This window comes from Acinetobacter legionensis (assembly GCF_048551735.1).
Taxonomy (GTDB): domain Bacteria; phylum Pseudomonadota; class Gammaproteobacteria; order Pseudomonadales; family Moraxellaceae; genus Acinetobacter.
Window position 1 is genome coordinate 13,359 of sequence record NZ_JBIMBV010000028.1, and the last position, 22,975, is coordinate 36,333.

The window sequence follows — 22,975 nt, forward strand, 5'->3', positions numbered from 1 at the left end:
CCTCAATGTTTATTGTCGCGCCAATCGAATTGGGCTTGGCATCCATGATTCATCAGATACACGGCAGGGGTTAATATCTAAACCGCCACGACGTGTATACGTTGCATACACCATCAGCTTTTCAGGTTTTAAATTTTGCCAAATATCGGCAAAGATTTGTTCCACGCATTGTTCGTGAAAACCGTTATGCTGACGATACGAGATAATATAAGCTAAAATACTACGATAACAAGGTTTTTCGCCTTGATATCGGATAAAAACAGTTCCCCAATCTGGTTGTCCCGTCACAGGGCAATTACTTCTCAATAAGTGTGAATACAGTTGAATTTCAACGTTTTCTCCGTCTTGTGTATTTTCTTGATCAAAGGTCAAAAGGCTTGCATCTGGATGATTGACCAGCTGGTCAGGTTCTTGATCATCAATACAAATACCCATTGGTTTGGTAATCTCTAAATCATCAACTTGAAATAAAGTTAGAGTCACTGCTGCTTGTGCAGCAGTAGATAAGTCTTTTTCAACAGTATTGATAAAAGCTTGATGAGAATCAAACTGGGTAAAGTTCATGCTATTAAAGTAGAGCTTTAACGACTTCGATTCAATCAAATTTGGTGATGTTGCAGGAAGCGCAATACGCCCAATGGCAACTTGCGGGATCCCTTTGGTATTTAGCCAAGAAATTTCGAATACATGCCACCAATCTTGACCTTTATATATACCCGCTATATCCGCATATTGCTCACGTGCTTGTGCACGTGCGATCGGGAAAAGAATTTCGGGTTGATAGGTAGTTGGGTAATCGGTTTCTTTACCCAATAAAGATTTTTCAACAGACATTATTCACGCATTCCTGAACCACGAGAAAGTAAATAGTAAGCAATACCATAAAGTACGCCACAGAAAAGAGTCACTATCAGTAAAGACAGAGAAACATTGACATCACTATGACCTAGAATTCCGAAACGGAAAGCATTGACCATATATACAATTGGGTTAATTAAAGAGAGATTTTGCCAAAATGGGCTTAAAGCACTGATTGAGTAAAATACACCACCTAAGTAGGTCAGCGGTGTTAATACAAAGGTTGGGATAATGGAAATATCATCAAAAGATTTTGCATATACAGCATTGATAAAACCCCCTAAAGAGAATAAGAGTGAGGTAATAATAACGGTATATATTGTAACGAAAATATTGTGTATATAAAGGTCAGTAAAAAACAAACTCATTGCTGTGACAATTGCCCCAACAAGAACACCACGAGCAACACCGCCAATCACATAACCACACAAGACCATATGTAATGGAACTGGACTCATGATCAATTCTTCGATGCTTTTTTGGAATTTAGCACTAAAGAAGCTTGAAGACACATTGGCATAACTGTTTGTAATCACCGCCATCATGATAAGGCCTGGCACGATGAATTGCATATAGCTAAATCCACCCATTTGCCCAATACGAGAACCGACCAAATTTCCAAAAATCACAAAGTACAAGCTCATGGTAATCGCAGGCGGTAATAAAGTCTGCGGCCAAATTCTCATAAATCTGCGAATTTCTTTTTGAACTAAAGTATAGAGTGCAATACGTAGTTGAGTAAAATTCATTCTGCAACTCCTTCAAGATTTTTCTCAACCAGTTTTACAAATAACTCTTCAAGACGATTTGATTTATTGCGCATACTGCGAACACGAATGCCCTGAGCTTCTAAAAGTTGGAATAAATCATTTAAAGAATGTGCTTTATCCATCGTGACTTCTAAGGTCATTGGGTCAATCAGGTTGAATTTCACACCAATAATATCGATTGTAATGGGTTCAATTGGATTTTCTAAATCGAAAATAAAAGACTCTTCGCTCAATTGATTTAAGAATGCTTTCATTGAGGTATCTTCTTTGATGACACCACGATCAATAATCGCAATTTGACGACACAGCATTTCTGCTTCTTCTAAATAATGCGTGGTTAAGATGATCGAGGTTCCTTTTTCATTCATCTCTGTAAGGAAATCCCACATTGAACGACGTAATTCGATGTCCACACCAGCAGTAGGTTCATCTAAAATCAAAAGCTTAGGCTCATGCATCATAGCACGCGCAATCATTAAACGGCGCTTCATACCACCAGACAACATGCGCCCTTGAGTATTACGCTTATCCCATAAACCTAATTTTTCTAAATATTCTTCAGCACGTTGTTGTGCAATTTTAGGCGGAATTCCGTAATAACCTGCTTGAGTAACTAAGATGTCGAAGATTTTTTCAAACTGACCGAAGTTAAATTCTTGGGGAACGACACCTAGGCATTGTTTTGCTTGTGAAGGATGAGTATCTAAATCATGACCAAAAATTTCCACAGTACCCGAGGTTTTCCGCGCCAAGGAACTGATAATACTGATTGTTGTCGATTTACCAGCGCCATTTGGTCCTAAAAGTGCATAAAACTCTCCTTCTGGAACTGTCAAATTGATTCCTTTGAGTGCTTGGAATCCATTTCTATAGGTTTTAGATAAATCTCTTAACGTCAGGGCATCAGTCATGAAATTCTCACTTGGTTTATGGAGTGTGTATTGTGAGCGATCTTTTTAAATAAACCAAGTAAGTTAGGAGGAATTCTGCATTGCAAATATGCGACATTGTTTAAAGCATGAGCATCAAGCAAAAGAGTTGTTTTATAAATGCTTTACCTCGCGGTTTTTTTTGTTATGATGTGCCATCTCAATTTAAGCGCCCATAGCTTAACTGGATAGAGTACAGGTTTCCGAAGCCTGTGGAGTGGGTTCGAGTCCCGCTGGGCGTACCAAATTTTTAATAAAATCAATAACTTAATAATGGTTTGGCGTAAAATTGGCGTAATTCAGTTTTTATCCACAGATACAAAATAATAAACCCCGCTAAATTTTGCGGGGTCTGCCTGTAACTTTTTTTGTAGTTTCTGGTCTTTCTCTTAACTATTTAGAAATAGATTCTAAATTCCATCTTCTACCTTTTGAATTTGTCATTATGTATCTTGGCGCTGGAAATCCTCCTAAGCAAATTACATGACTTTTAAAATGAACAAGTGAATAACTTAAAAAAGTAGCTGCTTGTTCATCGCTAGTGCCAGCGATGACAGCTTGTCAAAGCAACTCAAAGTTGCAAACAGTCGCTTGTCCAGCGCTTCCAAAGAAACCATCGTTAAGTACACCACTGCCAACAGTGACATACTCGAAAACTGCATCACTGAATATCGGACAGTGCTAGAAAAAGCTGACGGACACGCAGCTGATGCAGAAATATTAAGGGAGGCATGGCCCACTGAGTGCGGGCTAATTCGCAAAATTCCATTATATATTAAATAACGAAAAGTACTCTTAATTTAATGGTTTACAACTGATTTTGATAGTCATAAATAAAAATCTGTTTCGAAAATATAAAATCAAGTTGCACATATTTTATCTTATGGCACTTAGATGGCTGCTTATCTAAAGATTCATAAAAGTCACGCCATGTCAAACCAGAAGGAAAAGCTTTTTTACGAATTCTTTGGGTATCATAAATATAGTTATCAACATTAATGTAGTAACCTGAACCATTTTTAGATTTACTTTCCCCTCTAAAATATGCACAAGTTTCAATGATATTTTTAGGATTATTTAATTTATATTTTAGTATAGCGTTATAGCCCCATACATTCATAAAGAAGTTAATGGAGATGAGCGCAATACAACCATAGACTATCACTTGATACAGTCTAGACTGAGACTTTATGTGGTGATAATAGTTTCTCAATAGATTTCTCTTATCATTAGTTTCAAATAGAATTATTTATGAGTTAAATTTTTCTGAAGTTATCTTAATACAGCTTATTGGAAAATTTAGATATTTTTTCATATCATAATGCCATCTTATCCTAAACTCTTAAAACTTAAGTCAGGGGCAGGGTAAAGAAATCACGTTATGGATCATTGATACCATTGTTAAATACAATGAGTGTAGTGCTTTGAATGAAGCTAAGAATTAGGCTTTCAGGTGAGAGCTACTTAATACCTAGATCTTTAAATAACCATATAAGTTATGGATTGATCAATATAAGTCATTGATGGGTGACTATTCGTAATTTTTAAAATTTAAAAAATATAAAAGTAATTTGAACTTTAAAAATTGGATGATCTTTTGGAAATGCTTTAAATAGAGTTGCTTTGTTGGTGAAGCTTTTTATAGCCAACCACTCGATAAGATTGATCCTAAAAAGCATAAATGAGCAGGCAACTATAAGTCAGCGAAATATAACATGTGTCTATCAGTTTTCTTTTAGTCGAATGATTAAGCTAAGTATTTATAGATTTTAAATTTTCGTATCAACATGCATATTGGGTGTTTTTCACCGATTAAAAGAAAGCTCTAATAGTTGTTATATATTGCCACTGACAAGTAAAATCAAACCCTAGTAAAATAGTAGGTATTCCTCCTGTTACCGAATAATCGGTTTTTGCCTGTATTCTTTCCCCAAAGATGCAGGTTTTTTTTACCTCATTGTTTAGTTTTTTCTGTATATCATTTCAAATTTTTTTGTGTTGAAAATCATAGAAATCACAAGAATTTAGAATTTTGCTCAAAGTTCATAAAGTAAGCCTGAATGCGGTAGTATAGTAATTAACGACAAGAGTAGTCATTATGATGAATGAAACATTTAAATATTTGTATACCCATGTGGGTATATTTGGTTCTTTACCTACACATAAAGTGTTTAAAAGCGATAAAAGTGATAGAACAAAACTAATTTTTGCTGATAATACATTTGTTTATAGTTTAATTTCTTCTTGGGCTTTGAGTAACTCAGATTTTGATAGTGGAAAAGAGACGTGGAAAGACGAGCCAGCAGATTATTTAGAAAATGAAATAAAAAAATTAGCTATTTATAAAGCGAATCATCCCTTATTTATCACTGAATTGTAATTTTATATTGTAGCTAGAATTAACTCGCAGCTGTTTAAAGATGGATTGAATACCTAGCTAAAAGCTTTAAGATTGTCTTGCAGAAATGTGAGGCATTCTTCATCTCTTAATTTTTCTTAATTCGCCAAAAAAATGTCATAAATGGGTGTTATATTGAATAAAACAAATGAGGGGAGCTAACATGAGCATTAATCTAAAAGAACTAAACAAGCAAATTGCTGATTTTAAAGAAAATAAGGAGCCACAAAAATTAATTATCGGCTATAAAACTTATTCTAAATTGATGAAAGAGAGTAAGTTTTTAGATAAAATTAGCAAAGACGCAAATGATCCAATGATTAGATATTATAAAGAAATAAAAATAAAAATAGTGACCGAAAAGCATTTTTTTGAGATTGAGTAACTGATCGAGCTTTATGAAATCATTTGTGCGCAATAAAGTTGTGAGTCAAGTGCCTAAGATGTCATTTTAATCCCAAAAATTGATAAAGATATTTATGTATTATTCTAGAAAGGCTGTCATCAGACTAAAATGATAATTCTTATTTAACATTTTAAAAGTAATGGTGATTTGGAAGATCTACATTTTTTTAATTTCGGTCGCAATAAATGTTGAAAATTCCACCTTATTAATGTATAATTAATGTACAAAAATAAAATAAGGTGATTACATGATATATAAATCTATAAACATCGCTTTTTTCTTCTTTATGTTTATTGTTCTTACTTTGCTTATACATTTATTTGGTAATATCCCTTCAGGGTTATGGGTGTATAAGTAAATACAACTGGATCTAAAAGCTCATCAAAAGATGGGCTTTTATGAGTTTTTTAATACTAAATATATCCAGAAAGATGTTGTGTTTATGTTGACTAATTAGCTGAATTGTCTATTTAAATTATTCTTTCTAGTTAGAAATTTGGAATGCAACCTCGTCTAACCACTGTTAAGTGTCAGTGTATAGAGATGCCTAAAAAGATTAAAATATAGTTAATCTAAAAAATGATATTCTTCTAAGAAAAATTGTAAACATATATAAAAGTATAAAAATTGTGTGAATATAGCTGTTAAATCAGTCTTTTTAGTATATATATTTAATAATGGTTGTAATCCTTATCTTTAAAGCGTATAAAGTCACTTCGTTGATGCGGGATGGAGCAGTCTGGTAGCTCGTCGGGCTCATAACCCGAAGGTCGTTGGTTCAAATCCAGCTCCCGCTACCAACGAAAAAAGATTTAAAGTTTATAGCCTAGTTCGCTTCATGCTTACTAGGTTTTTTTATGTTTAAAATTTAACAAGATCAAACTCTAAAGTTATAGAAAAAGACGGCATGAAAGTGGGATAAATTAAGCCACTAATTTATTTTTTGTATTTGAAGATAAATAAAATAATGGTATTTATTGAGTTTTCACTTGTGCTTACATTTTCTATGGTCCAATCTAATCTATACAAATTGCCTGCTAAATATTGGAAAGGAAAGATATCGATTGGATATGGTATTGGATATTTTGAGGGGGCTGTCGGTGATAATTATCCACATCGTCATCACGCACATCAATTAAGCTTTGCAAAGGAAGAGGGAGAGCGTGTTCAGGTTGTTTATGAGGATGAAGATAAATGTATAATGAGTAGTGGGGTGTATATCGCAGCAAATACATCACATCATTTGCGACCAGGAAACTACTGTTCGATTTATATTGATCAAACACATTTCCTTGCAGATGTCATACAGCATTATTTACAAGGGTACCTACAATCAGACTCGCCCATTCGGGTATTGCCTGAAAGTCTGGTGATTATACTTAGAGAATTCTTTCTAGAACAAAATCATGCTATTGAATCTTTTCAAAAACTTATTAGTTATTGTAGTCAGAATGACTTCAAATATCAGAACATCAGAGCAAGACATCTTTCAGAATATCTTATTCTCAATAATCAAAAGAATTTAACAGTTAAACAAATTGCAGCAAAGCTCAATATCTCAGAAAGCCGTTTTAGTCATTGGTTCAGTGAAAATTTTGGTATTTCTTATCGTAGTTATCGGAAGTGGATACGCTTATTGCAAACCTTACAAGCAATAGAGCAGGACGTTAATTTAACAAGCATAGCTCATCAATCACACTTTTCTGATCAACCACACTTTAGTAGAACGTGTAAACAAATGTTTGGTATTCAACCCTCATTATTAAAATTTATTCCATTCATTGAACAGATGCCGATATTAGTAGTGCCATATAAACCATATTAACAAGACATTATAGCGGTTTCGTTCAATTTTTAGGGTATTCCAATCCGCATACTACTGAAGCGTATTATGATGATTGGAGTAATAAGTGAGCGCTTTTTTTAAAATATCTCTACAATATTTATTTTATCCGCTTTGTATGATGTTTACAGTATGGATCGTGATGTTGGTCGTCTCTGGGCAAATTCCGTATTGGCCAAGTTCAATAATTTTAATCTTACTAAGCGGCTTACTGATAGCATTGGTTGAATATTATTTGCCTTATCAACCCAAATGGTTAGATACACATCAAGATTTTCTTACAGATATAGTTCATGCAGTTTTTAATTTATTTTTGATTGTTTCTGTAGCAAAAATGATAGAGTGGTTGGATGTTTTTAGATTTATTCCTCGTTTATGGCCTGACCAAATTTCGGTATTTTGGCAGATTATAATTGTTGCTTTAATCATTGATTTTGGACTTTGGTTCATGCATTACATGAGCCACAAGTATCGATTTCTATGGAAATTACATGCGATTCATCACCATTCACGTCGGTTATATTGGTTAAATGCTGAAAAGAGGCATCCGCTGAGTGCAATTGTCCTTGCTGGGCCAAGTTTAACTGTACTGGCCCTTTTCGGGGCACCTAGTTTGCTGATTGGATGTTGGCTGATGTTTATGGCTGTACATTTGTTTTTCCAGCATGCCAATGTTGATTATCGGGTGGGTCCTTTAAAATATATTTTTGCTGTTGCCGAGGTTCATCGTAGTCATCATCAACATGGTCTTGGTCGTAAAAATTTTGGAGAAGTTTTTATATTTTGGGATATTATTTTTGGAAGCTTTTTTTATGAAGATAAAAAAGTTAAACATGATCAAGTCGGAGTGCGTATCCAAATACCAAATCAATATCTGGCTCAATTGCGCTGGCCTTTTAAAAAATAATCTTAAAGATGATTTTTACTTTAATCCCTACTAGCCACAACTAAATCACTTGTTAAAAGTGATTTAGAAAGCTTAAGTTACTTGGCAAAGCTCTCGTTTGAGAGCTATTTAAGTAGATAAGTTCCTCTTTAAGCTTAAAAGAAGTTAAATATATATATAAGAAAGCTTGATTATTTTTTTTTTTCCTGTAAAGTAAAGACAACTAGAAAAAAGTCATGTTTTGGTAAATCTTCTCTAAGTATCGCAGTTTTAGTCATAATCCTTCGTTTTATTCAGATTTTAAGTTCAATTCTTTATTATTTTCGACGTTATCACTAGTCATAAAATGACTTAAAATTTTTAAATTTCAGTAGGATTGATTATGTCAAACTCAAATGTTGTTAAAGGTACTGTTAAATGGTTCAACGAAACTAAAGGTTTCGGTTTCATTCAACAAGAGTCAGGTCCAGACGTTTTTGCTCATTTCAGCGAAATCGCTAACTCTGGTTTTAAAACTCTTGCTGAAGGTCAACAAGTTGAATTCAGTATCACTCAAGGTCCAAAAGGTCCTAACGCTGTAAACATTACTGCTCTATAATTAGTAGTAAGTTAAAAAAAGCACGATATCGTGCTTTTTTTAGCTGTGCATTTTTATTTAAACTAAAATTTATACATTTTAATTATTTCGATAAAATTTTCTATTCTATTAGGTATGTTCATACTGAATCACAATGTTCATATCAAAGATCAATTTGGTCTTCAATACTATATTTAAGCCACAGTTGATGGTGATTTCGGCAATACCCAATCTTACTCTAATTTATGCTTTATCATAATTAGGGTAGAAGATATTTGCCAGATTTTGAAATGATTTTTCAATGTACTTTAAGTGGAAAATTATATAAATACATTCCCTTTTTATGAACATTACATCTCTGTAATCATTCACTTATCCTTGAAAGTTTAAGCATATCTAACGATTTGATGTATGTGCCTAGACTTTTACATTCTGTGGAATGTGATGCTGTTTCACTTATCGCTCAGGAGAAAAGAAACCTGCATCATGCAGGTTAGTTTCGAGTTTCTTTATTGTCATATAGACCACTCTCTCCAATGGTCATCGCTACTATACATCTGCTCACTAATAATAAAAACGCAGTAAAATAGTCGAGATAAATTTTGATAATCGTTAGGCTCGAAATGATAATTCGATTTTCTACTTTTAATTTCAATTATTTAAAGTAAATTAGCTGTGATTGGCTTTCTGCACTGGTTGTGTCGAGTATGTTACTGTTGCTTATTATTTTTATCTTCTGGACAATATTTAAGTGTACTAAGTGCTGATTAGTACCTTAATTAAGCATCATATTTATGTTCTTTTGAAATTAAACATTCGATGAAGGATCTTGAAGTAATACTTAACTTGTATAAATTAAGTTTGCATCACAGTTTTTGTAGATCCAACTACTTATTGTTGATTATTTTTTATACATTTTATAAGAAGGTTAAGGCTGATTTAACTTTAACTTTACATTGTTATTTTACTAAAAATAAATAACAAAAAAACCTTAATCAGCGCAAAATTAAGGTCAAGCCTTACAAAAATATCAGGCTTTTGTATTGAACAATAGCATCTTGAGAACATAACCGGATTTTAAGCTTATAGATTAGAAACTATAAAATTGAACCTTATTAGCCAAATTTTATTACGATGACAAGTAAAATGAATTTGTTAGATTAATTGAAGGGTACCAAGGAGATGAATGTAATGAAAAAGTTAATTTTAGCAGTGTAATTGGTTGAGGCAACTTTAGAAGGTGACCATGTCACCAGATTGTTAATCGAAATTTTAGTTGGCTTTCTGATGGAAAGTGGAACTGTGAGATGTGAGGATTATTTTCAATTTATTCAACAAACGAAAAAATATTTGATTGAGAATTCCAACGAGACCAGTGAATCTAAAGTAAAAATAATTGAAAGTATTTTTTGATCTTCATCTTGATGATTTAAAGGAGATAAAAGGATAGATATGAAAAGCGCTGAATAACATCTAAAACGATCTTTTGGGTAAACACTTAAAATGTAAGTAAATAAAAAAAATAATAACAATTGAATGTTTTTGCAGTATATTAAATCTCGTTCGATGAACAAGCATAAATTTAATAATCATTGAATTTTTAGGTACACAGTTTTAGCTATTTTTTAATTAATTTTTAAGGTGTTTTTTATGAATAAACTCGATATAAATGTAAAGGATCAATTTGGTAAGTGTTATGCAGTAGAAGCAACATTGGATGATGTTGTGGTAGATCCAAATAAAACCCATGAACGTATAAAATATATTATTGTTGAAAATGAACTTTTACGGCCTAACTTTGAAATGCTCTTTGAAAGTACTAAGAACGGAAAAATTTATAAGATACTGGAATCTATAGTTTAAATATGACCACCTGCGGGTGGTTTTTTAATTGATAAAATTTATATTTACATGCTTGGATTTATTTAAAATTATCATGATCAGTATCGTTTGAATAATCAAGTCGACTTATGCTGTGATTAAAAAGTGTAGAAAAACTTACAAATCATAGTAATTGTATTTAAAAAACCTAATTTATTAGTTTTGTATATTGAACGAAATTGGGTTTATTGATTTTGCCAGACTTGATAGCAACTTTTGCAATAACAGCAAACATGACTTTTTATTAAAAAATAAACGAGTAGTTAAGTGAATCAGTCTGAGATTTATTGATCAATTATTTATAAAATGTTTACATTATAGATATTCAAATTTTTATTTCTTTAGGATTTTATAGTTATTATCAACTATTAATCAGATCATTTTATATATTCTCATTTTTTATTTTTATTACATAGTTTAGTTAAAATAATAAATAAAGATTGATATACTGGATTTAAATTGTTGTCTGACGCTTACGTTATTCATATTCTCCTAAACATACCCTCATTTTAGTGAGTGTATTTCTTTGATACTTTGGATGTTTTTACTATATTTTGAAGTTAAGATCATGGACCAACAATAAGTGTCTTCTGAGTGGTTCGGCTTCTCATTCATAATTCTTTTAAACATATATTGAATAAAGGTTGTATTTCTCGTCTTTAAGGCGTATAAAGGTGCTTCGTTGATGCGGGATGGAGCAGTCTGGTAGCTCGTCGGGCTCATAACCCGAAGGTCGTTGGTTCAAATCCAGCTCCCGCTACCAACGAAAAAAGATTCAAAGTTTATAGCCTAGTTTGCTTCATGCTTACTAGGTTTTTTTTATGCTTTTAAATCAGTTAGCTTCATAAATTTATAATCAAAGTGCAAATAAATGCTGTGAAAAATTTTCAATTGAAGGCGCATTTCGAGGTTGCTGTATAAGTTAAAATAAAAATAATATGTAAAGCACGCTTTACATAGTGCGCTATTTGATCTAAATTTGTGTAAAGTTTACTTTACATGAGTACCGTATGAAAAAATATAGATCTCTGATTGAGTTTAGCGCATCAATACTGCTTTATATTGTTGTGCTTATCTGTACATTGAATTATTTAAAGAATGATAATATCCGTTATTCAACACAAATTTTTGTGACATTATTGCCTATAATTCCCTGTATTTTGGTGGGCTGGAGTGTGCTCAGGCAATTAGCGCGCCTAGATGAAATGCAACAACACATCCAATTACAAGCTTTTGCGCTTGCATTTGTGGGTACCGCACTCATCACATTTAGCTATGGATTTCTTGAAAATATTGGCTTTCCACATCTTTCTATGTTTTTGGTATGGCCTTTAATGGCAACGCTGTGGGGTGTTGGTATTGCAATTGGGAGTTGGCGTTATCGATGAAAAATATCTTATCTGAATTGAGAACGCAGCAAGGTTGGTCTCAGCAACAATTAGCAGAATATTTGGGAGTTTCTCGCCAGACAATTAATGCAATTGAAAAAGAGCGCTATGATCCTAGCTTACCTTTGGCCTTTAAAATATCTAAATTATTTAATTCACCCATAGACGTAATTTTTAAAGATGAATAGAATTTTATAGATGGGTTAAGCTTGGCCTGGGCAGAAATTTTTGACCACTAAAAATAGTATATTTAAAGCATTATATTCTTAGCCGTTAATAAATTTAGCTCAAGTATTCAACACTTTTCATGGAATTTGATCTGTAAAATGGGTAAACGAAGCCTGACGTGAGAGGAAACTTACAAAACTTCGTACTAGACCGTAAATTGTTAATGAAAGCCCACATTGAGAGGGCTTTTGTTTGAAGTCTTTATGTAAATTAATACTTATAAAAGGCATTTATCTTTTGCTTAAAGTTAATTTATTCCTAAAAACTGGAATGGTTTTGAGCTTTTAAAATAAGAGTTTGATTTTCCAGAATAGGTTATTGCTTGGTCTTTACCTAAAGCCAGTTTTTTGGTTTGCCCATCTTTGAAGTTAATCTCTTTTAAGTCTACCCAAAAAATATTTGGTGATACAGCAGATTCAAAAAAGTAAAGATTTCTCTTATGGTCAGCGACAGTACGCCAACGCGTAGAAGAAATATTTGGTTCTTCTGCGGTATTTAATCCAAATGGAACAGAGACATTTCTGATCACACCAAACACACTTGCGATAGAATGTTCTGATGACGCTTTTTTAGGTATTGCATTGATATAAAATGAAGCTCTTGCAAAGCGATCTGAAGCACGATTGGTTCCGGGTAACATGATTGTTCCGCCAATTTGCTGCCAATAGCTATTGAGCGCTAATTGTTGATCAAAGGTTGGGGAATTGGTCATTACTTGATATTTACGGCTATGATGAATCACTTGTTTACCGCCAATATACTCAATAATTGCACTATCACCCGTTGCATCCGATATAGAAAGATGTAGAGTCGTTAAACGTGTATCACCTGGCACAGTATCTGTAACAACTATAAAAGGTTCCTTTTCTAAAGCATGTACTGCTTCGTCTACAGTTGCATAGTTGTCTAAGACATATTGAGCCCATAGAGAAATACTCAGAGGTGGTTTGCTATTCTTCTTAGTATCTGGATAATCAGATTCTACTAACCAAAGTAAGTTAGCCACTAAACCTTTTTCATTCATGCCATCTGTTGTGGCAACATCATAACCTGTTGCAACGACGCTACCATATTTAGCCGTCCATTGAATAGAATTCGGACCAGCTAAGCCTGTACGTTTGACATTACTTGGTAAAATCCATAAATCTGTCCCTACGTCTTGTTTCCAATCCATAGAACGTGCTGTAATCACTTCATTGCCACCTAAATATACGACACGTGTACAAGCAGTGGTAACCTCTGCTGCGACGAGAATTCCCGCGGCAAGTAATATCTTTTTCAAAGCATTATTCATCATCATTTCCTCTTAAAAAACGGTAAATTAATGTCCAAGACAGGGGCTTGTTGTCGAATATCCCAATGGAAGTTATTGCATTTATAATTTTGTTCAAAATAACTGTAGTCAGTTGTTAAATTTAGATTTCGATTCAAAAATAGAAATTCGATATCCTGTATATACATAGGCAGAAATCGTTTTTCTCCCCTCAAGGTCATTTTTGAAGCTAAATTCCAAGGTGAATCAAAATTGTATTTAAAGCGAGAACCTCTAAAAAACCATTCCATACGCTACCTATGTCTGTAGATTGATTTAAAGTACTAACTTTTGCTTTGGGTTTGGTGCAATGCATTCCAATTTTAGGTTCTATAATCGGCTTTGGTAGATTTTTGAAGCTAAAGGCAGGTGATATGTGTGCTCGATAGTAAGTTCCAGAACTGACCTGATCTAATTGATTATTTATAGAGATCGGTAAGTATCTTGTTTGTTTTTCTTGAGACGGTTTTATAATTTGTTGGTTAGCATAAATCCCCCATTTTCCCTTAATTAGTTCGGCATGTGCCATAAATGAATGGTCTAGCTCTTTTACTATTTCTTTGAAACGTTGATCAATATTATATTTAATTTCCTCTTTTTTGATTGGCTCATCCACATCTGCGGCAAAGGTGTATAAGTTAAGATTTGACTTTTCATGACTATCAAAGGAGTCTATGAAGCTTTCAGCATAGACTATTTTATTTAAAATAATACCAAATATCATATATAAATAATTATTAAATATCATTTAATTTCAAAATTTTTATATCATAATGTTGATGAAATTATTTTATTTAAGATTTTCTACATTAATTTATTAAAGATATTAATTATTGTATTTATGTTATGGTCATCTATGCATATAATGAAATATAAATTTAGTGGCTAATACTAAAAATATTAAGTTTATCTTAGAATTCAGATTTTTAAATAAGTAATGGATTCTACATCTGTTTCTAAAGTGTTTATTTTAGGGGCACATTTTTAATGGACATTGTCTAAACAATATTTATGAATTTTTCTTGTAAAAATAAATATAAACTAATGATATTAATTTTTAAATATACCTTGATACATGTCGCTACTATCTATTCAGTTCATAAAGGTGCATGTTAAATGTACCATTAATATGAATGGTAAAAAAGAGATATCACTATGTCAAAATTTAACAAGCAAGTGAGTAGCAATCAGGGTAAACAACCTGATGCTAATGGTCATCAATCTCAAGCGCCACAGCAACAGTCAAATAAGGATCAGAATAAGCAACCTGACGCTAATCATGCTAATTCACTTCAACTACAGCAAAAGAAAGTTGAAGAAAGATGAGTGCAAAAAAAATAGCACTAGGTGTTTCAATGCGTGAAGAATAAATTGTAAGGATGAAACTTCTTTCAATTTATTAAGGAGTTAAAGTAATGATTAAGAAAGTAACGGTACATAAAATGTATGCAGAATTTCAACAGTTTCCAGTTATACAATATATAGGTGAATATGATGAGTCATTTAATTTAGTTAGGCTATTCAATTCTTTCAATCAGGAATTAATCAGAATATTTGGAACCTATCAGTGGACTTTAATTGGCACTGATGAGGTTTTTTTTGTAGAAGAAGATCCAGCCTTTCAACAGAGAACACTCTAATCATATTTCGTGATATATAGTGAATATAAATGTTAGACTTGCTATATTTGTTGAAGGGAAGTATTTTTTATAAAAAGAGAATTTTCAGTTTTATGTTCAATAGGCGGAGTATGATCAGCTGTTTAAAAACTAGCAATTATTAAGTTTTATGATGTCTAGCCCAATTTTATTTTGTCTAGGATCAATGAATATCTTTTCTTGTTTATTATCTAATAAGATAATTAAAAATAGGCTTACTGTGGCGTCACTTATTTAGAGTTGAGTGTATAAATTTTTTAATCTGGTTATATAGGTCTATTGAGGCTCTTTACAAATATGAAAAATCAAGATGTACGTCATTTTAAGACGCGATGAGATTGAATAAAAACTGAATTAGTATTGTAATGTGTTCTCATTATTTTCAGAATCAAAGACTATGGCTAAAAAGCAAATAATTACATTTGATGATTTTACGCGTGAACAATTAATCTATTCGTTGAAAAAGTATGTATTAAAGGAACTAGACTTGGATCTAGGAAATTTTCCAGCGCAGTTTTTGTTTGATTTCATCGTAGAAGAATTTGGTCATCACTTTTACAATCAAGCACTCAATGATACCCATGAATGGTTGGCAGAAAGATTTGCTCATCTCAATGAAGACCTATTTTTATTATCTAAAGAAAAGGCAATAAAGTAAAATACGTAAGGCCTTAAAAATCATACTTTGAAAGCTTAATGTTATAAGACAGGGTAAAGTGAGTGTTTAATGACAATTCATACTGAGAATTTTTTAGAACGCTTAAAGTAGAGAATTGCTGCCCAGTGAGCATGGACTAAAACGGCCACACTTTTTAAACAAGGAAGTACGTCATTGCTTACTATTACTTTAGTTCATGCACGCTTCCTTTTTTCCAAATTGAGGAGCAATGTTGAAACTAAGCAAGATGAGAATTTCGAATATTTATCCAGTTATTTTGCTTAACTCAGTAAGATGACCACGCAGAAGACTTTTTTGAATCATACTTACTCGACTTTTACGACAGGCATTTTATATAGACGATACCTGATAAAATGTTCATTGCTTAGGGTGACTTCACCATCCAATTTAAATCCAAGTGAGTAGATCCCTTTTAAATTTTTCCGTGTTGGCGGTAATAAAATTGTGATTGATTCAAAACCCATTTCGTTAAATGCTTTATTTATTATTTTATCAAAAATTTGTTTGCCAATTCCCCAATAATTAGGATGCAAAACTAAAGCTAAGTCAGCATCTCCATGCTCATATTGTAATCCTCCCCAACCTGCAAATTTGCCATCAACAATAAATGCCCATGGGCCATAGCCGTATTGTGTCCACTGATTTTCTTTATCATTGACCCACGCAATACATTGATCTTCATTAAAAATAGTCCCTTTGGCTAAGGGCATTTGTTTGAGGACGCGATCATTTGTGTTTAATTCAATAATCTCGGTCTTACTGACATTACTTAAATGGTCAAACTTGATCTCCACTATGATCCTCCTTAAATACCAATTGTTTGGATTCCTTCGATTGATTTTATAGTTTAATGCTAGATGGGGCGTATTTTAAATAATACAAAGCATAATGCGATTAAGGGCTAATATTTTACTGATTAAAGTCAATTTTCTAAATGATTTGTGCTATGGTTTCTCTAATTTTACTTTAATCGCATGATTAATTCGTTCAAAATTCGGCTTGGTTTTAGTCTATAAGTTCTTTAAGAAAGGTTTTAACAAAACTCCACTTAAGGCTTCACTATGAATTAACCTTGTTTGATTCGTGCTTATTTGTTGTAATCTAAATTTATGTTCTACATTAAATACTCCTTTAACGACTACATTTCAACACCAGCTGACCTCTGTGTTTTCTTGTTTTTCTAACACAATCATATTGAAAGACATTTTGTTTATTGCATTATTTTGTATGCTTAGCTTGATCTTGCCAGCTTTTTGAAACGCTCCAGACACGTTTAGGATAAATGGATTCCAATTCTTATAATCTTCAAAATTTGTAAGAGTTTTCCAAAAAATATCAATGGGTGCATGGATCAAAACTTCGGTTGTTATTTCAAATTTCATGTTAGCTTTTTCAACTGGTTTGTATTTTAATCACCCTACACTTGTTTCATCTTTTTAATATCGCTAAAATCAACGCTACTCAATTGATAGCTAAAACTAGTCAGTAAAATAATAATTATTGGAATATTTTGAGTTTTTTGTATTGGATATTTAGTTCTTTCCATTCTTTTATACTTGAAAAGTATTCACCTTAAATTATCAACTCAATATTTGAATCAAGAGAAAAAATAATTTAAACAATATCTTAGTTTAAAAAATTATAAATTTAGTTCAGTCATCTGAAGAAAATTGAACAATAAAAACTATAAAATTAATGTGATTTATGTCATGGTATTTAAATTTAATTTGAAATTTTATGCATTTTTGTATAATCTGTATCTGTGTTTTACGGCTTTATACAGGTAATTGTGATGATTTTTTATGATGGGGAGCATATTTTTCCTGAGCGTGCCAATGAATTTAAAAACTTTTTAAAAAAGTATTTGATTGAACATCAAGCTGAATATTTATTAGAACAAAAAACATTTGTATATGACAGTGATTGTGATGAGTTTTTTGAGTCAGATATTCAGGAATTTTATAAAATTTGGTTAATGGCTTAATAAAAAATGAGCTAATATTCAAGGCTTAAAAGCATTCAAAAGCCTGATAGGGTTTTGGGTAAGTAAACTCTGCTGTTCTATTGATTTTCCTTTATAGCCAAAAGCATTGTCAAAAATTAATAGTTGCTTTGACCTTAATAACTTTTTAAATAAATCAACAAGCCCTCTTGTAAATAACATCCTTTCTTGTAAATTATAAAAAACTACGGTTGATAGAAAATTGTAGAGCTTTTTGTTCTTAATTCTTTTTACAATTAAATACTGTGTATAGTCCATATTTTAAGAATTTTATTCTTAATGTTAGGATAATGCTCATCTTAAGGCATGTCTAATATATTGGTGAAAAATAATATAATAAATATATTGATAAGTGGTGTATATATGGAAATATATTGTCTATGGAACATTGATTTTTTATTTTATTTAATTTTCAAATCGTTGTATTTGAAGGGTTTTATTGTTTTTAAATTATGGTGTTTTAAATTGATCTATAAATAAGTATTTTATTTATATTTCTATTCATTGTTTTTATTGAATATAAATTCATGTTAATAAATTTTTGTGTTGAGTTAAATATTTCACTTGTGAAGTAATATAGAGATAATTATTTGTTTATATTAAAAAAAGTTACAAATTATTATAATAAAATAATATTTTATTATAATTTTGTGGTATTTTTTAAACATGAGGGTGCTTTAGAAGTGGCTCATATTATCTCTTTTTAATAAAAGGCACATATAAATGGCTAAAATTGACTTAACAGCTTTAACAGAAATTGACGGATTCACAGCAGCAGCGCTTGTAGATAGTACAAGTGGTTTATCTTTAGCAGCACATGGAACAGGAATTGATTTGGAACTTGCCGCTGCTGGAAATACTGAAGTTTTAAGAGCTAAAATGAAAACAGCAGAAGCTTTAAATTTACGCGACACGATTGATGATATTTTAATTACATTAGGAAAGCAGTATCACTTATTGAGACCACTTGATAGAAACAGTAGTCTATTTTTATATTTAGTATTAGATCGCCAAAAATCTAATTTAGCTATGGCGCGACATGAACTTAGAATTTTTGAAAAAGAATTAGATTTCGCTTAAAATATAGACTTGGCTATTGCTTCAATATTGTCGTGATAGCCTTGTGACGATATTTAAATTGAAAAAATTCATAATAATTAATAATAAAAGTATTGTTTAAATATTAAAGTTTTATTAAAAAATGAAAATTAATTAGTCTCAATGTTTTTTTTAAGTATTTTGATGAGTTGAGAGGCTATTTTAATTCTCAAGTTTTTAGAAAATAAAAATATCATTTACAAATATAAAGAATATCTTTAACCACAAAGTCGCAGCTAGAATGAGCAGCATCATGTTCGATAAATTTTGGTCACGTATGATCAAGAACATCCTCGATTATAAGGCTTTAATCATATTTGTTATGTTTATTGCATTAGGACTTAGCATTTTAATCAGATTACTCAGAAAAGCTGAATTTCCTTTTCAAAGAATGGTCACATTGAAAGGGAAGGTTTTGGTATTCAGATAACTGAAAATTTAAAGTACACACAGTCTAGACAGTATCCCACATGTTGAAAAAGTTAATTGAATTATAGCACCAGCAGGGAAGCTTAGAAAAAGTGTGTAGATCACGTGGAGGGGGAAGTCATTGTAAAAATCCTATAGCTGTTAAGTATAAGAATCCATATACGAAATCTGCTATAAATAGATGCTTTTAATGATTTATGAGAGAGAATATTATCGATAACATATCAACAGAATAGACGATTTAGTAGGTCAAATTTATAAGACCCTTTTTAACGAAATATTGTAATTTAGATTTTTCATGTTTGAACGCGCAATAGATATAATCAATCAAACTTTCCTATTATCTACTCATAAAAAAAATATTCAATTTAATAATTGCTGTCATATCGTTCAATAATGTTGCTACATCTTGCAGATCTAAATGCATCTGACTATATTAAAATTACAGTAGGTCGCTAAGACGCTACGAAGTAGTTGGACAGATCAATGACGGCTTATTGAATTTGTGACTCCAGTTCAAATAAAAAATAAGCACTAGCTTTCCAACATAAAAAGCTCGCAGAAATGCGGGCTTTTCTTTTTGAAATGTCATGAAATAATTGAATTTGGTTGTATTTACACAAAGTATTTAAAGTAATTTATTGATTTATAGATATAAAAAACTATAATGTAGCTATTTTTTAACATTGCCATAAAATCTAACAACTTCAAAATAATTATTGCGTGATGTCATGGTATAAGAAAACAGTACATAAAAAAGAGGACACAAAAATGACTGAAATGATTACAGTAAGGGTCAAGGATCAATATAGCAATGAGCTGAATGCAATGGCTTGGTTAAACAAGCTACAAGAGCATGAAGACACAGAAAATTTATCTTTGTTCCAAAAAATTGATCACATCATTGTGGATGGTGAAAAAATACTACCCAGTATTGAATTGCTTTTTGAAAGCAAGGAAAGTGACAGCATATATCGTATTATTGAACAAGTGAGTTAATTTTGACCATGAATTAAAAAACGTGTTGGCTGGAAGCTTAACACGTTTTTATTTGTCATCGTTTTTAATAGTCGGATAAAATTAATTAAGCAGTTTTAAAATGATTAAGTACCACAGCAACAAGGTGATACAAAGCCAAACGATTTTGGTTGGCATGTTGAATTGCATTTTTTTCAATTTTTAACTTATCTTTAAGCGTCCCAAGATAATAGCTTTCGACCAATATATGTTGAGAAGAAATAGGATCATTTTTGATGCGTAGATCTTTTTGATATTTAATATTGGATACAGCCGTTAAACATTGTTCAAAAGTTGGATAAAAATTTGAAAGTTCTAAAGCTGTTTGATTTGTCGATTTTGTAAGATATTGCGTCATAATTGTCTAATTATTTTAAATAATAGGTTGGCTTTTGATTCTACAGAATGCTTGTAAAACAGACAATTTGATTTTGTAAATAGATATGAATCTTTGGAAGTTGTTTAAAATCATAACAAAAAAATTTCTAGTTGAGCTGATTTGAAATAATATCCCCATGCTTACTAAACTGAGCATACTCTTTAATTTATTAAAATTTGTCATTGTCTCTAGCTTATTTTGGGTATCATTAGTTCAATATAAAAAACCAAATACCAAACTGGATAAAAGACTTAGAATGACGCTAAAAGCACTAAATTTGTCATTCTAAGGGGTTAAATTGAAATCAATATTTATGATTGCTTTAAGATGATTGTAGGTGTTGTAAGGAATAATTGATCTGTTGCATAGTTAGGTTTAATTCATGTGGCGAAATTCGACTTTCTTGAAGCGCGGTAATCCATTGCATTTGGCAAAATTTAATATCTCGAATGGATTTGGCCTGTTGTATTTGTATTACCAACTGTTTTGTCATCAGTCCACAATGAGTTTGTAGAAGGGTAGACATTTTTTGCTTGATGTCATCAAAATTTATATAAATGAGCTCAGATGTAGATTCAACATGTGTTTCTTCTTCAGATATTACTGTGTTGGTAGCATGCGTAGTGGTATGTGAATCTGCTGATTTTGTATTTTCATTCAGATTTTGAGTGATAATACTTTTTAATTTATCAACTTCTTTTGGAAAAGGTAGGGGAGTAAGGTTAGTACATTGATTTAATTGATGTAAGTGTTCTATCTTGAATGATTCAGGCGTTATTTTTGTCTTCATTTCAGATGAATGATCAGCATGATTCTGAAAAATTAAACCTAACTCTTCAAGTTGCTGAATAAGTTCTGGTGTTGCGAGTCTTTGTTTGAGTGGACTCTTTAAAATTTTAAAATCATCAGTGCCAATCAGAAGTAGTAACTGTCTTTGGCGAGCAGTGAGTTGAAATGAGCGGTTTTTTAATGCCTGAATTCCCAAGTCAGTTTTAAAATAGTGATCCATGAGTCAAATTATTCCCCAATAAATTGACCCTAGAATAAAGAATGAAAATTACACTAATATGACTTTCTTGTTACAAATCACAAGCTTAAAGTGTGACTATGTTTGCATTCTCTAAAGCCTTGCGTAAATATGGATCAAGCTCATCTTGACGAAGTAACCATTGTACATAGTCTTTAGGTAATTCTGAAATAGCGGTACCACGGTGCTTTCCAAAGTTAATACTACGTGGGATACGTGCATCTTCTGAAGCTTCATATAATTCTTCAATTGTTTGAATTTTCAATTGATAAATAATATGCATAAGGATGTTTGCAGTTAAAATAATATCTGCATCAGCACGATGCGCACCTTTTAACATTTCACGTGCTTTTTCGCTGCCTTTACTTATCATATAGATCAGTGCTGATATATTGTGTGCTTCAGCATCAGGCCAAACAAGACGAGCAAGCGCAAGTGTACAAATGGCTTTGATATGAGCTGTATCTACGCCACATTGTTGGATTGCGCGAATATCATAGTCAATATTGTGCCCAATGATGTAAAGGGTTTGTTGAGGAAGTTCAAAACAGGAAAAATTTGGTTGATTCGTAAGATCTGATTCTAATATATGATGAACAGCCATTGAGCCGAAAGAAATCTTTTCATTTCCAATACTGTAAAGCTGATCGAACATTTGTTCACGATCTAGACTCAATTTCCCTTCTTGAATTTGAATCGGCGCATAAGCAATTTCAATGGGTAAGCCATTGAGTGTATGAGTCTCAGTATCTAAAATGATTGCTTGCATGCCTTTGTTCCTCAACCAATATATAAATGGAAAGCTTCCTTAAACTAGCTTTTTTAGGCCCTAAATACAATTTAAAGTCATATAAATTCGAGATCAACATTGGATTTTGCTTAAATCCTATTCAATTATGGTTTTTAAATACATGCAGTCGGAAAAATATTCAAATTTAATTGTCTTAAATGCATTAGGCTTCTTTGATAAAGCTTTTTTAAAACTATAAATCAATATAAAAATCCCCTCATCCTAGCTTTCTCTTAAAATGAGAAGAAATTTTCAATACCAAAAGTCTTCACCCAACATGATCATTTTTTTATCTATCAAGGGGGGCTATGGGAATAAGGTGAAAAATACAAATAATTAGGGGGAAATCAAAGTTGTATTCTATTTTATGTTTTAGTTTTTGTGTGTCATGTAACACTTCCCAACTGTAGTATTTACATT

Annotated in this window: 25 protein-coding genes, 3 tRNA genes and 1 pseudogene; 18 read left to right on the forward strand and 11 right to left on the reverse strand. The window is 31.8% G+C overall.

Annotation, left to right across the window (positions count from 1 at the left end; genetic code table 11):
• Window positions 1-9: 9 nt before the first annotated feature.
• From queF to ACG9ZL_RS19205, 3 genes are read right to left on the reverse strand one after another with little or no spacing between them, the layout of a single operon-like run.
• Window positions 10-834, reverse strand: coding sequence for an NADPH-dependent 7-cyano-7-deazaguanine reductase QueF (gene queF, locus ACG9ZL_RS19195; RefSeq protein ID WP_336953891.1), 825 nt, complete (start codon window positions 832-834; stop codon window positions 10-12).
• Window positions 834-1,607, reverse strand: a complete 774-nt coding sequence (locus ACG9ZL_RS19200; RefSeq protein ID WP_336953890.1) for an ABC transporter permease — start codon at window positions 1,605-1,607, stop codon at window positions 834-836. Before ACG9ZL_RS19200 ends, queF begins: the two co-directional genes overlap by 1 nt.
• Window positions 1,604-2,539, reverse strand: a complete 936-nt coding sequence (locus ACG9ZL_RS19205) for an ABC transporter ATP-binding protein (RefSeq protein ID WP_336953889.1) — start codon at window positions 2,537-2,539, stop codon at window positions 1,604-1,606. The genes ACG9ZL_RS19200 and ACG9ZL_RS19205 overlap by 4 nt, the downstream gene beginning before the upstream one ends.
• 187 nt (window positions 2,540-2,726) lie before the next feature.
• Between ACG9ZL_RS19205 and ACG9ZL_RS19210 the strand changes: the two genes are divergently transcribed.
• Both ACG9ZL_RS19210 and ACG9ZL_RS19215 read left to right on the forward strand, forming a co-directional pair.
• Window positions 2,727-2,802, forward strand: a tRNA-Arg gene (locus ACG9ZL_RS19210).
• A 289-nt stretch (window positions 2,803-3,091) separates the two neighbouring features.
• Window positions 3,092-3,340: pseudogene (locus ACG9ZL_RS19215) on the forward strand (hypothetical protein); the annotation flags it as partial.
• 25 nt (window positions 3,341-3,365) lie between these two features.
• Here the strand turns inward: ACG9ZL_RS19215 and ACG9ZL_RS19220 are convergent.
• The gene (locus ACG9ZL_RS19220; RefSeq protein WP_419328625.1) at window positions 3,366-3,677 is read right to left on the reverse strand and encodes a hypothetical protein; all 312 of its coding nucleotides are present in this window, start codon (window positions 3,675-3,677) and stop codon (window positions 3,366-3,368) included.
• 978 nt (window positions 3,678-4,655) lie between these two features.
• Between ACG9ZL_RS19220 and ACG9ZL_RS19225 the strand changes: the two genes are divergently transcribed.
• The 10 genes from ACG9ZL_RS19225 to ACG9ZL_RS19270 all read left to right on the forward strand — a co-directional run bounded on the left by ACG9ZL_RS19225 (window position 4,656) and on the right by ACG9ZL_RS19270 (window position 12,124).
• Entirely contained in the window at window positions 4,656-4,937 is a 282-nt protein-coding gene (locus tag ACG9ZL_RS19225) for a hypothetical protein (RefSeq protein ID WP_336953886.1), read from the forward strand.
• 181 nt (window positions 4,938-5,118) lie between these two features.
• A complete protein-coding gene (locus ACG9ZL_RS19230; protein ID WP_336953885.1) occupies window positions 5,119-5,340 on the forward strand; it encodes a hypothetical protein in 222 nt (73 codons plus the stop codon).
• Between the two features lie 744 nt (window positions 5,341-6,084).
• Window positions 6,085-6,161, forward strand: a tRNA-Met gene (locus tag ACG9ZL_RS19235).
• A 206-nt stretch (window positions 6,162-6,367) separates the two neighbouring features.
• Entirely contained in the window at window positions 6,368-7,186 is an 819-nt protein-coding gene (locus ACG9ZL_RS19240) for a helix-turn-helix domain-containing protein (RefSeq protein WP_419330757.1), read from the forward strand.
• A gap of 85 nt (window positions 7,187-7,271) precedes the next feature.
• Window positions 7,272-8,111: a sterol desaturase family protein gene (locus tag ACG9ZL_RS19245; protein ID WP_419361301.1), complete on the forward strand. Its 840-nt coding sequence runs from the start codon at window positions 7,272-7,274 to the stop codon at window positions 8,109-8,111.
• 361 nt (window positions 8,112-8,472) lie between these two features.
• Window positions 8,473-8,688 (forward strand): cold-shock protein, encoded by a 216-nt coding sequence (locus ACG9ZL_RS19250; RefSeq protein ID WP_336953883.1) that lies wholly within the window; start codon window positions 8,473-8,475, stop codon window positions 8,686-8,688.
• A 1,629-nt stretch (window positions 8,689-10,317) separates the two neighbouring features.
• A complete protein-coding gene (locus ACG9ZL_RS19255) occupies window positions 10,318-10,530 on the forward strand; it encodes a hypothetical protein (protein WP_419328628.1) in 213 nt (70 codons plus the stop codon).
• Window positions 10,531-11,234: 704 nt separating this feature from the next.
• A tRNA-Met gene (locus ACG9ZL_RS19260) sits at window positions 11,235-11,311 on the forward strand.
• Window positions 11,312-11,558: 247 nt separating this feature from the next.
• On the forward strand, window positions 11,559-11,936 hold the full coding sequence (locus tag ACG9ZL_RS19265) for a hypothetical protein (RefSeq protein ID WP_336953881.1): 378 nt from the start codon (window positions 11,559-11,561) through the stop codon (window positions 11,934-11,936).
• Window positions 11,933-12,124, forward strand: coding sequence for a helix-turn-helix transcriptional regulator (locus ACG9ZL_RS19270; RefSeq protein ID WP_336953880.1), 192 nt, complete (start codon window positions 11,933-11,935; stop codon window positions 12,122-12,124). Before ACG9ZL_RS19265 ends, ACG9ZL_RS19270 begins: the two co-directional genes overlap by 4 nt.
• A 287-nt stretch (window positions 12,125-12,411) precedes the next feature.
• On the opposite strand, the gene ACG9ZL_RS19275 is transcribed toward ACG9ZL_RS19270, so the two are convergent.
• Window positions 12,412-13,458, reverse strand: a complete 1,047-nt coding sequence (locus ACG9ZL_RS19275) for a linear amide C-N hydrolase (RefSeq protein ID WP_419361304.1) — start codon at window positions 13,456-13,458, stop codon at window positions 12,412-12,414.
• Window positions 13,459-13,666: 208 nt separating this feature from the next.
• Window positions 13,667-14,224, reverse strand: a complete 558-nt coding sequence (locus ACG9ZL_RS19280; protein WP_419328629.1) for a hypothetical protein — start codon at window positions 14,222-14,224, stop codon at window positions 13,667-13,669.
• Window positions 14,225-14,631: 407 nt separating this feature from the next.
• Between ACG9ZL_RS19280 and ACG9ZL_RS19285 the strand changes: the two genes are divergently transcribed.
• The 3 genes from ACG9ZL_RS19285 (at window position 14,632) to ACG9ZL_RS19295 (ending at window position 15,792) form a co-directional block, all read left to right on the forward strand.
• Window positions 14,632-14,802, forward strand: coding sequence for a hypothetical protein (locus tag ACG9ZL_RS19285; protein WP_336953877.1), 171 nt, complete (start codon window positions 14,632-14,634; stop codon window positions 14,800-14,802).
• An 89-nt stretch (window positions 14,803-14,891) separates the two neighbouring features.
• Window positions 14,892-15,116 carry a hypothetical protein gene (locus tag ACG9ZL_RS19290; RefSeq protein WP_336953876.1) on the forward strand — a complete coding sequence of 75 codons (225 nt, stop codon included), beginning with the start codon at window positions 14,892-14,894 and terminating at the stop codon, window positions 15,114-15,116.
• 415 nt (window positions 15,117-15,531) lie between these two features.
• Window positions 15,532-15,792: a DUF2164 domain-containing protein gene (locus ACG9ZL_RS19295; RefSeq protein ID WP_336953875.1), complete on the forward strand. Its 261-nt coding sequence runs from the start codon at window positions 15,532-15,534 to the stop codon at window positions 15,790-15,792.
• 326 nt (window positions 15,793-16,118) lie between these two features.
• Here ACG9ZL_RS19295 and ACG9ZL_RS19300 read toward each other — a convergent pair whose 3' ends face one another.
• Window positions 16,119-16,607: a GNAT family N-acetyltransferase gene (locus ACG9ZL_RS19300; protein WP_419328632.1), complete on the reverse strand. Its 489-nt coding sequence runs from the start codon at window positions 16,605-16,607 to the stop codon at window positions 16,119-16,121.
• Between the two features lie 351 nt (window positions 16,608-16,958).
• Window positions 16,959-17,195, reverse strand: a complete 237-nt coding sequence (locus ACG9ZL_RS19305; protein WP_336953873.1) for a hypothetical protein — start codon at window positions 17,193-17,195, stop codon at window positions 16,959-16,961.
• Window positions 17,196-17,605: 410 nt separating this feature from the next.
• On the opposite strand from ACG9ZL_RS19305, the gene ACG9ZL_RS19310 reads away from it, so the two are divergent.
• The 3 genes from ACG9ZL_RS19310 to ACG9ZL_RS19320 all read left to right on the forward strand — a co-directional run bounded on the left by ACG9ZL_RS19310 (window position 17,606) and on the right by ACG9ZL_RS19320 (window position 20,341).
• A complete protein-coding gene (locus ACG9ZL_RS19310) occupies window positions 17,606-17,797 on the forward strand; it encodes a hypothetical protein (protein WP_336953872.1) in 192 nt (63 codons plus the stop codon).
• Window positions 17,798-18,538: 741 nt separating this feature from the next.
• Window positions 18,539-18,895: a roadblock/LC7 domain-containing protein gene (locus tag ACG9ZL_RS19315; protein ID WP_336953871.1), complete on the forward strand. Its 357-nt coding sequence runs from the start codon at window positions 18,539-18,541 to the stop codon at window positions 18,893-18,895.
• A 1,218-nt stretch (window positions 18,896-20,113) separates the two neighbouring features.
• A complete protein-coding gene (locus ACG9ZL_RS19320) occupies window positions 20,114-20,341 on the forward strand; it encodes a hypothetical protein (RefSeq protein WP_336953870.1) in 228 nt (75 codons plus the stop codon).
• Between the two features lie 85 nt (window positions 20,342-20,426).
• Here ACG9ZL_RS19320 and ACG9ZL_RS19325 read toward each other — a convergent pair whose 3' ends face one another.
• The 3 genes from ACG9ZL_RS19325 to ACG9ZL_RS19335 form a co-directional block, all read right to left on the reverse strand.
• Window positions 20,427-20,717, reverse strand: coding sequence for a hypothetical protein (locus tag ACG9ZL_RS19325; RefSeq protein ID WP_336953869.1), 291 nt, complete (start codon window positions 20,715-20,717; stop codon window positions 20,427-20,429).
• Window positions 20,718-21,060: 343 nt separating this feature from the next.
• On the reverse strand, window positions 21,061-21,747 hold the full coding sequence (locus tag ACG9ZL_RS19330; RefSeq protein ID WP_419361308.1) for a hypothetical protein: 687 nt from the start codon (window positions 21,745-21,747) through the stop codon (window positions 21,061-21,063).
• 85 nt (window positions 21,748-21,832) lie between these two features.
• Window positions 21,833-22,534: a 3'-5' exonuclease gene (locus tag ACG9ZL_RS19335; protein ID WP_336953867.1), complete on the reverse strand. Its 702-nt coding sequence runs from the start codon at window positions 22,532-22,534 to the stop codon at window positions 21,833-21,835.
• Window positions 22,535-22,975: the final 441 nt, after the last annotated feature.

Bases quoted from the DNA above. Each gene is read 5' to 3' on its own strand.
- ACG9ZL_RS19230 (WP_336953885.1), top strand. From the start codon at position 5,119: ATGAGCATTAATCTAAAAGAACTAAACAAGCAAATTGCTGATTTTAAA.
- ACG9ZL_RS19265 (WP_336953881.1), top strand. From the start codon at position 11,559: ATGAAAAAATATAGATCTCTGATTGAGTTTAGCGCATCAATACTGCTT.
- ACG9ZL_RS19240 (WP_419330757.1), top strand. From the start codon at position 6,368: ATGGTCCAATCTAATCTATACAAATTGCCTGCTAAATATTGGAAAGGA.
- ACG9ZL_RS19285 (WP_336953877.1), top strand. From the start codon at position 14,632: ATGTCAAAATTTAACAAGCAAGTGAGTAGCAATCAGGGTAAACAACCT.
- ACG9ZL_RS19255 (WP_419328628.1), top strand. From the start codon at position 10,318: ATGAATAAACTCGATATAAATGTAAAGGATCAATTTGGTAAGTGTTAT.
- ACG9ZL_RS19335 (WP_336953867.1), bottom strand. From the start codon at position 22,534: ATGCAAGCAATCATTTTAGATACTGAGACTCATACACTCAATGGCTTA.
- ACG9ZL_RS19270 (WP_336953880.1), top strand. From the start codon at position 11,933: ATGAAAAATATCTTATCTGAATTGAGAACGCAGCAAGGTTGGTCTCAG.
- ACG9ZL_RS19330 (WP_419361308.1), bottom strand. From the start codon at position 21,747: ATGGATCACTATTTTAAAACTGACTTGGGAATTCAGGCATTAAAAAAC.
- ACG9ZL_RS19275 (WP_419361304.1), bottom strand. From the start codon at position 13,458: ATGAATAATGCTTTGAAAAAGATATTACTTGCCGCGGGAATTCTCGTC.
- ACG9ZL_RS19220 (WP_419328625.1), bottom strand. From the start codon at position 3,677: ATGAATGTATGGGGCTATAACGCTATACTAAAATATAAATTAAATAAT.
- ACG9ZL_RS19205 (WP_336953889.1), bottom strand. From the start codon at position 2,539: ATGACTGATGCCCTGACGTTAAGAGATTTATCTAAAACCTATAGAAAT.
- ACG9ZL_RS19290 (WP_336953876.1), top strand. From the start codon at position 14,892: ATGATTAAGAAAGTAACGGTACATAAAATGTATGCAGAATTTCAACAG.
- ACG9ZL_RS19225 (WP_336953886.1), top strand. From the start codon at position 4,656: ATGATGAATGAAACATTTAAATATTTGTATACCCATGTGGGTATATTT.
- ACG9ZL_RS19315 (WP_336953871.1), top strand. From the start codon at position 18,539: ATGGCTAAAATTGACTTAACAGCTTTAACAGAAATTGACGGATTCACA.
- ACG9ZL_RS19295 (WP_336953875.1), top strand. From the start codon at position 15,532: ATGGCTAAAAAGCAAATAATTACATTTGATGATTTTACGCGTGAACAA.
- ACG9ZL_RS19325 (WP_336953869.1), bottom strand. From the start codon at position 20,717: ATGACGCAATATCTTACAAAATCGACAAATCAAACAGCTTTAGAACTT.
- ACG9ZL_RS19310 (WP_336953872.1), top strand. From the start codon at position 17,606: ATGATTTTTTATGATGGGGAGCATATTTTTCCTGAGCGTGCCAATGAA.
- ACG9ZL_RS19200 (WP_336953890.1), bottom strand. From the start codon at position 1,607: ATGAATTTTACTCAACTACGTATTGCACTCTATACTTTAGTTCAAAAA.
- ACG9ZL_RS19320 (WP_336953870.1), top strand. From the start codon at position 20,114: ATGACTGAAATGATTACAGTAAGGGTCAAGGATCAATATAGCAATGAG.
- ACG9ZL_RS19305 (WP_336953873.1), bottom strand. From the start codon at position 17,195: ATGAAATTTGAAATAACAACCGAAGTTTTGATCCATGCACCCATTGAT.
- ACG9ZL_RS19250 (WP_336953883.1), top strand. From the start codon at position 8,473: ATGTCAAACTCAAATGTTGTTAAAGGTACTGTTAAATGGTTCAACGAA.
- queF (WP_336953891.1), bottom strand. From the start codon at position 834: ATGTCTGTTGAAAAATCTTTATTGGGTAAAGAAACCGATTACCCAACT.
- ACG9ZL_RS19280 (WP_419328629.1), bottom strand. From the start codon at position 14,224: ATGATATTTAATAATTATTTATATATGATATTTGGTATTATTTTAAAT.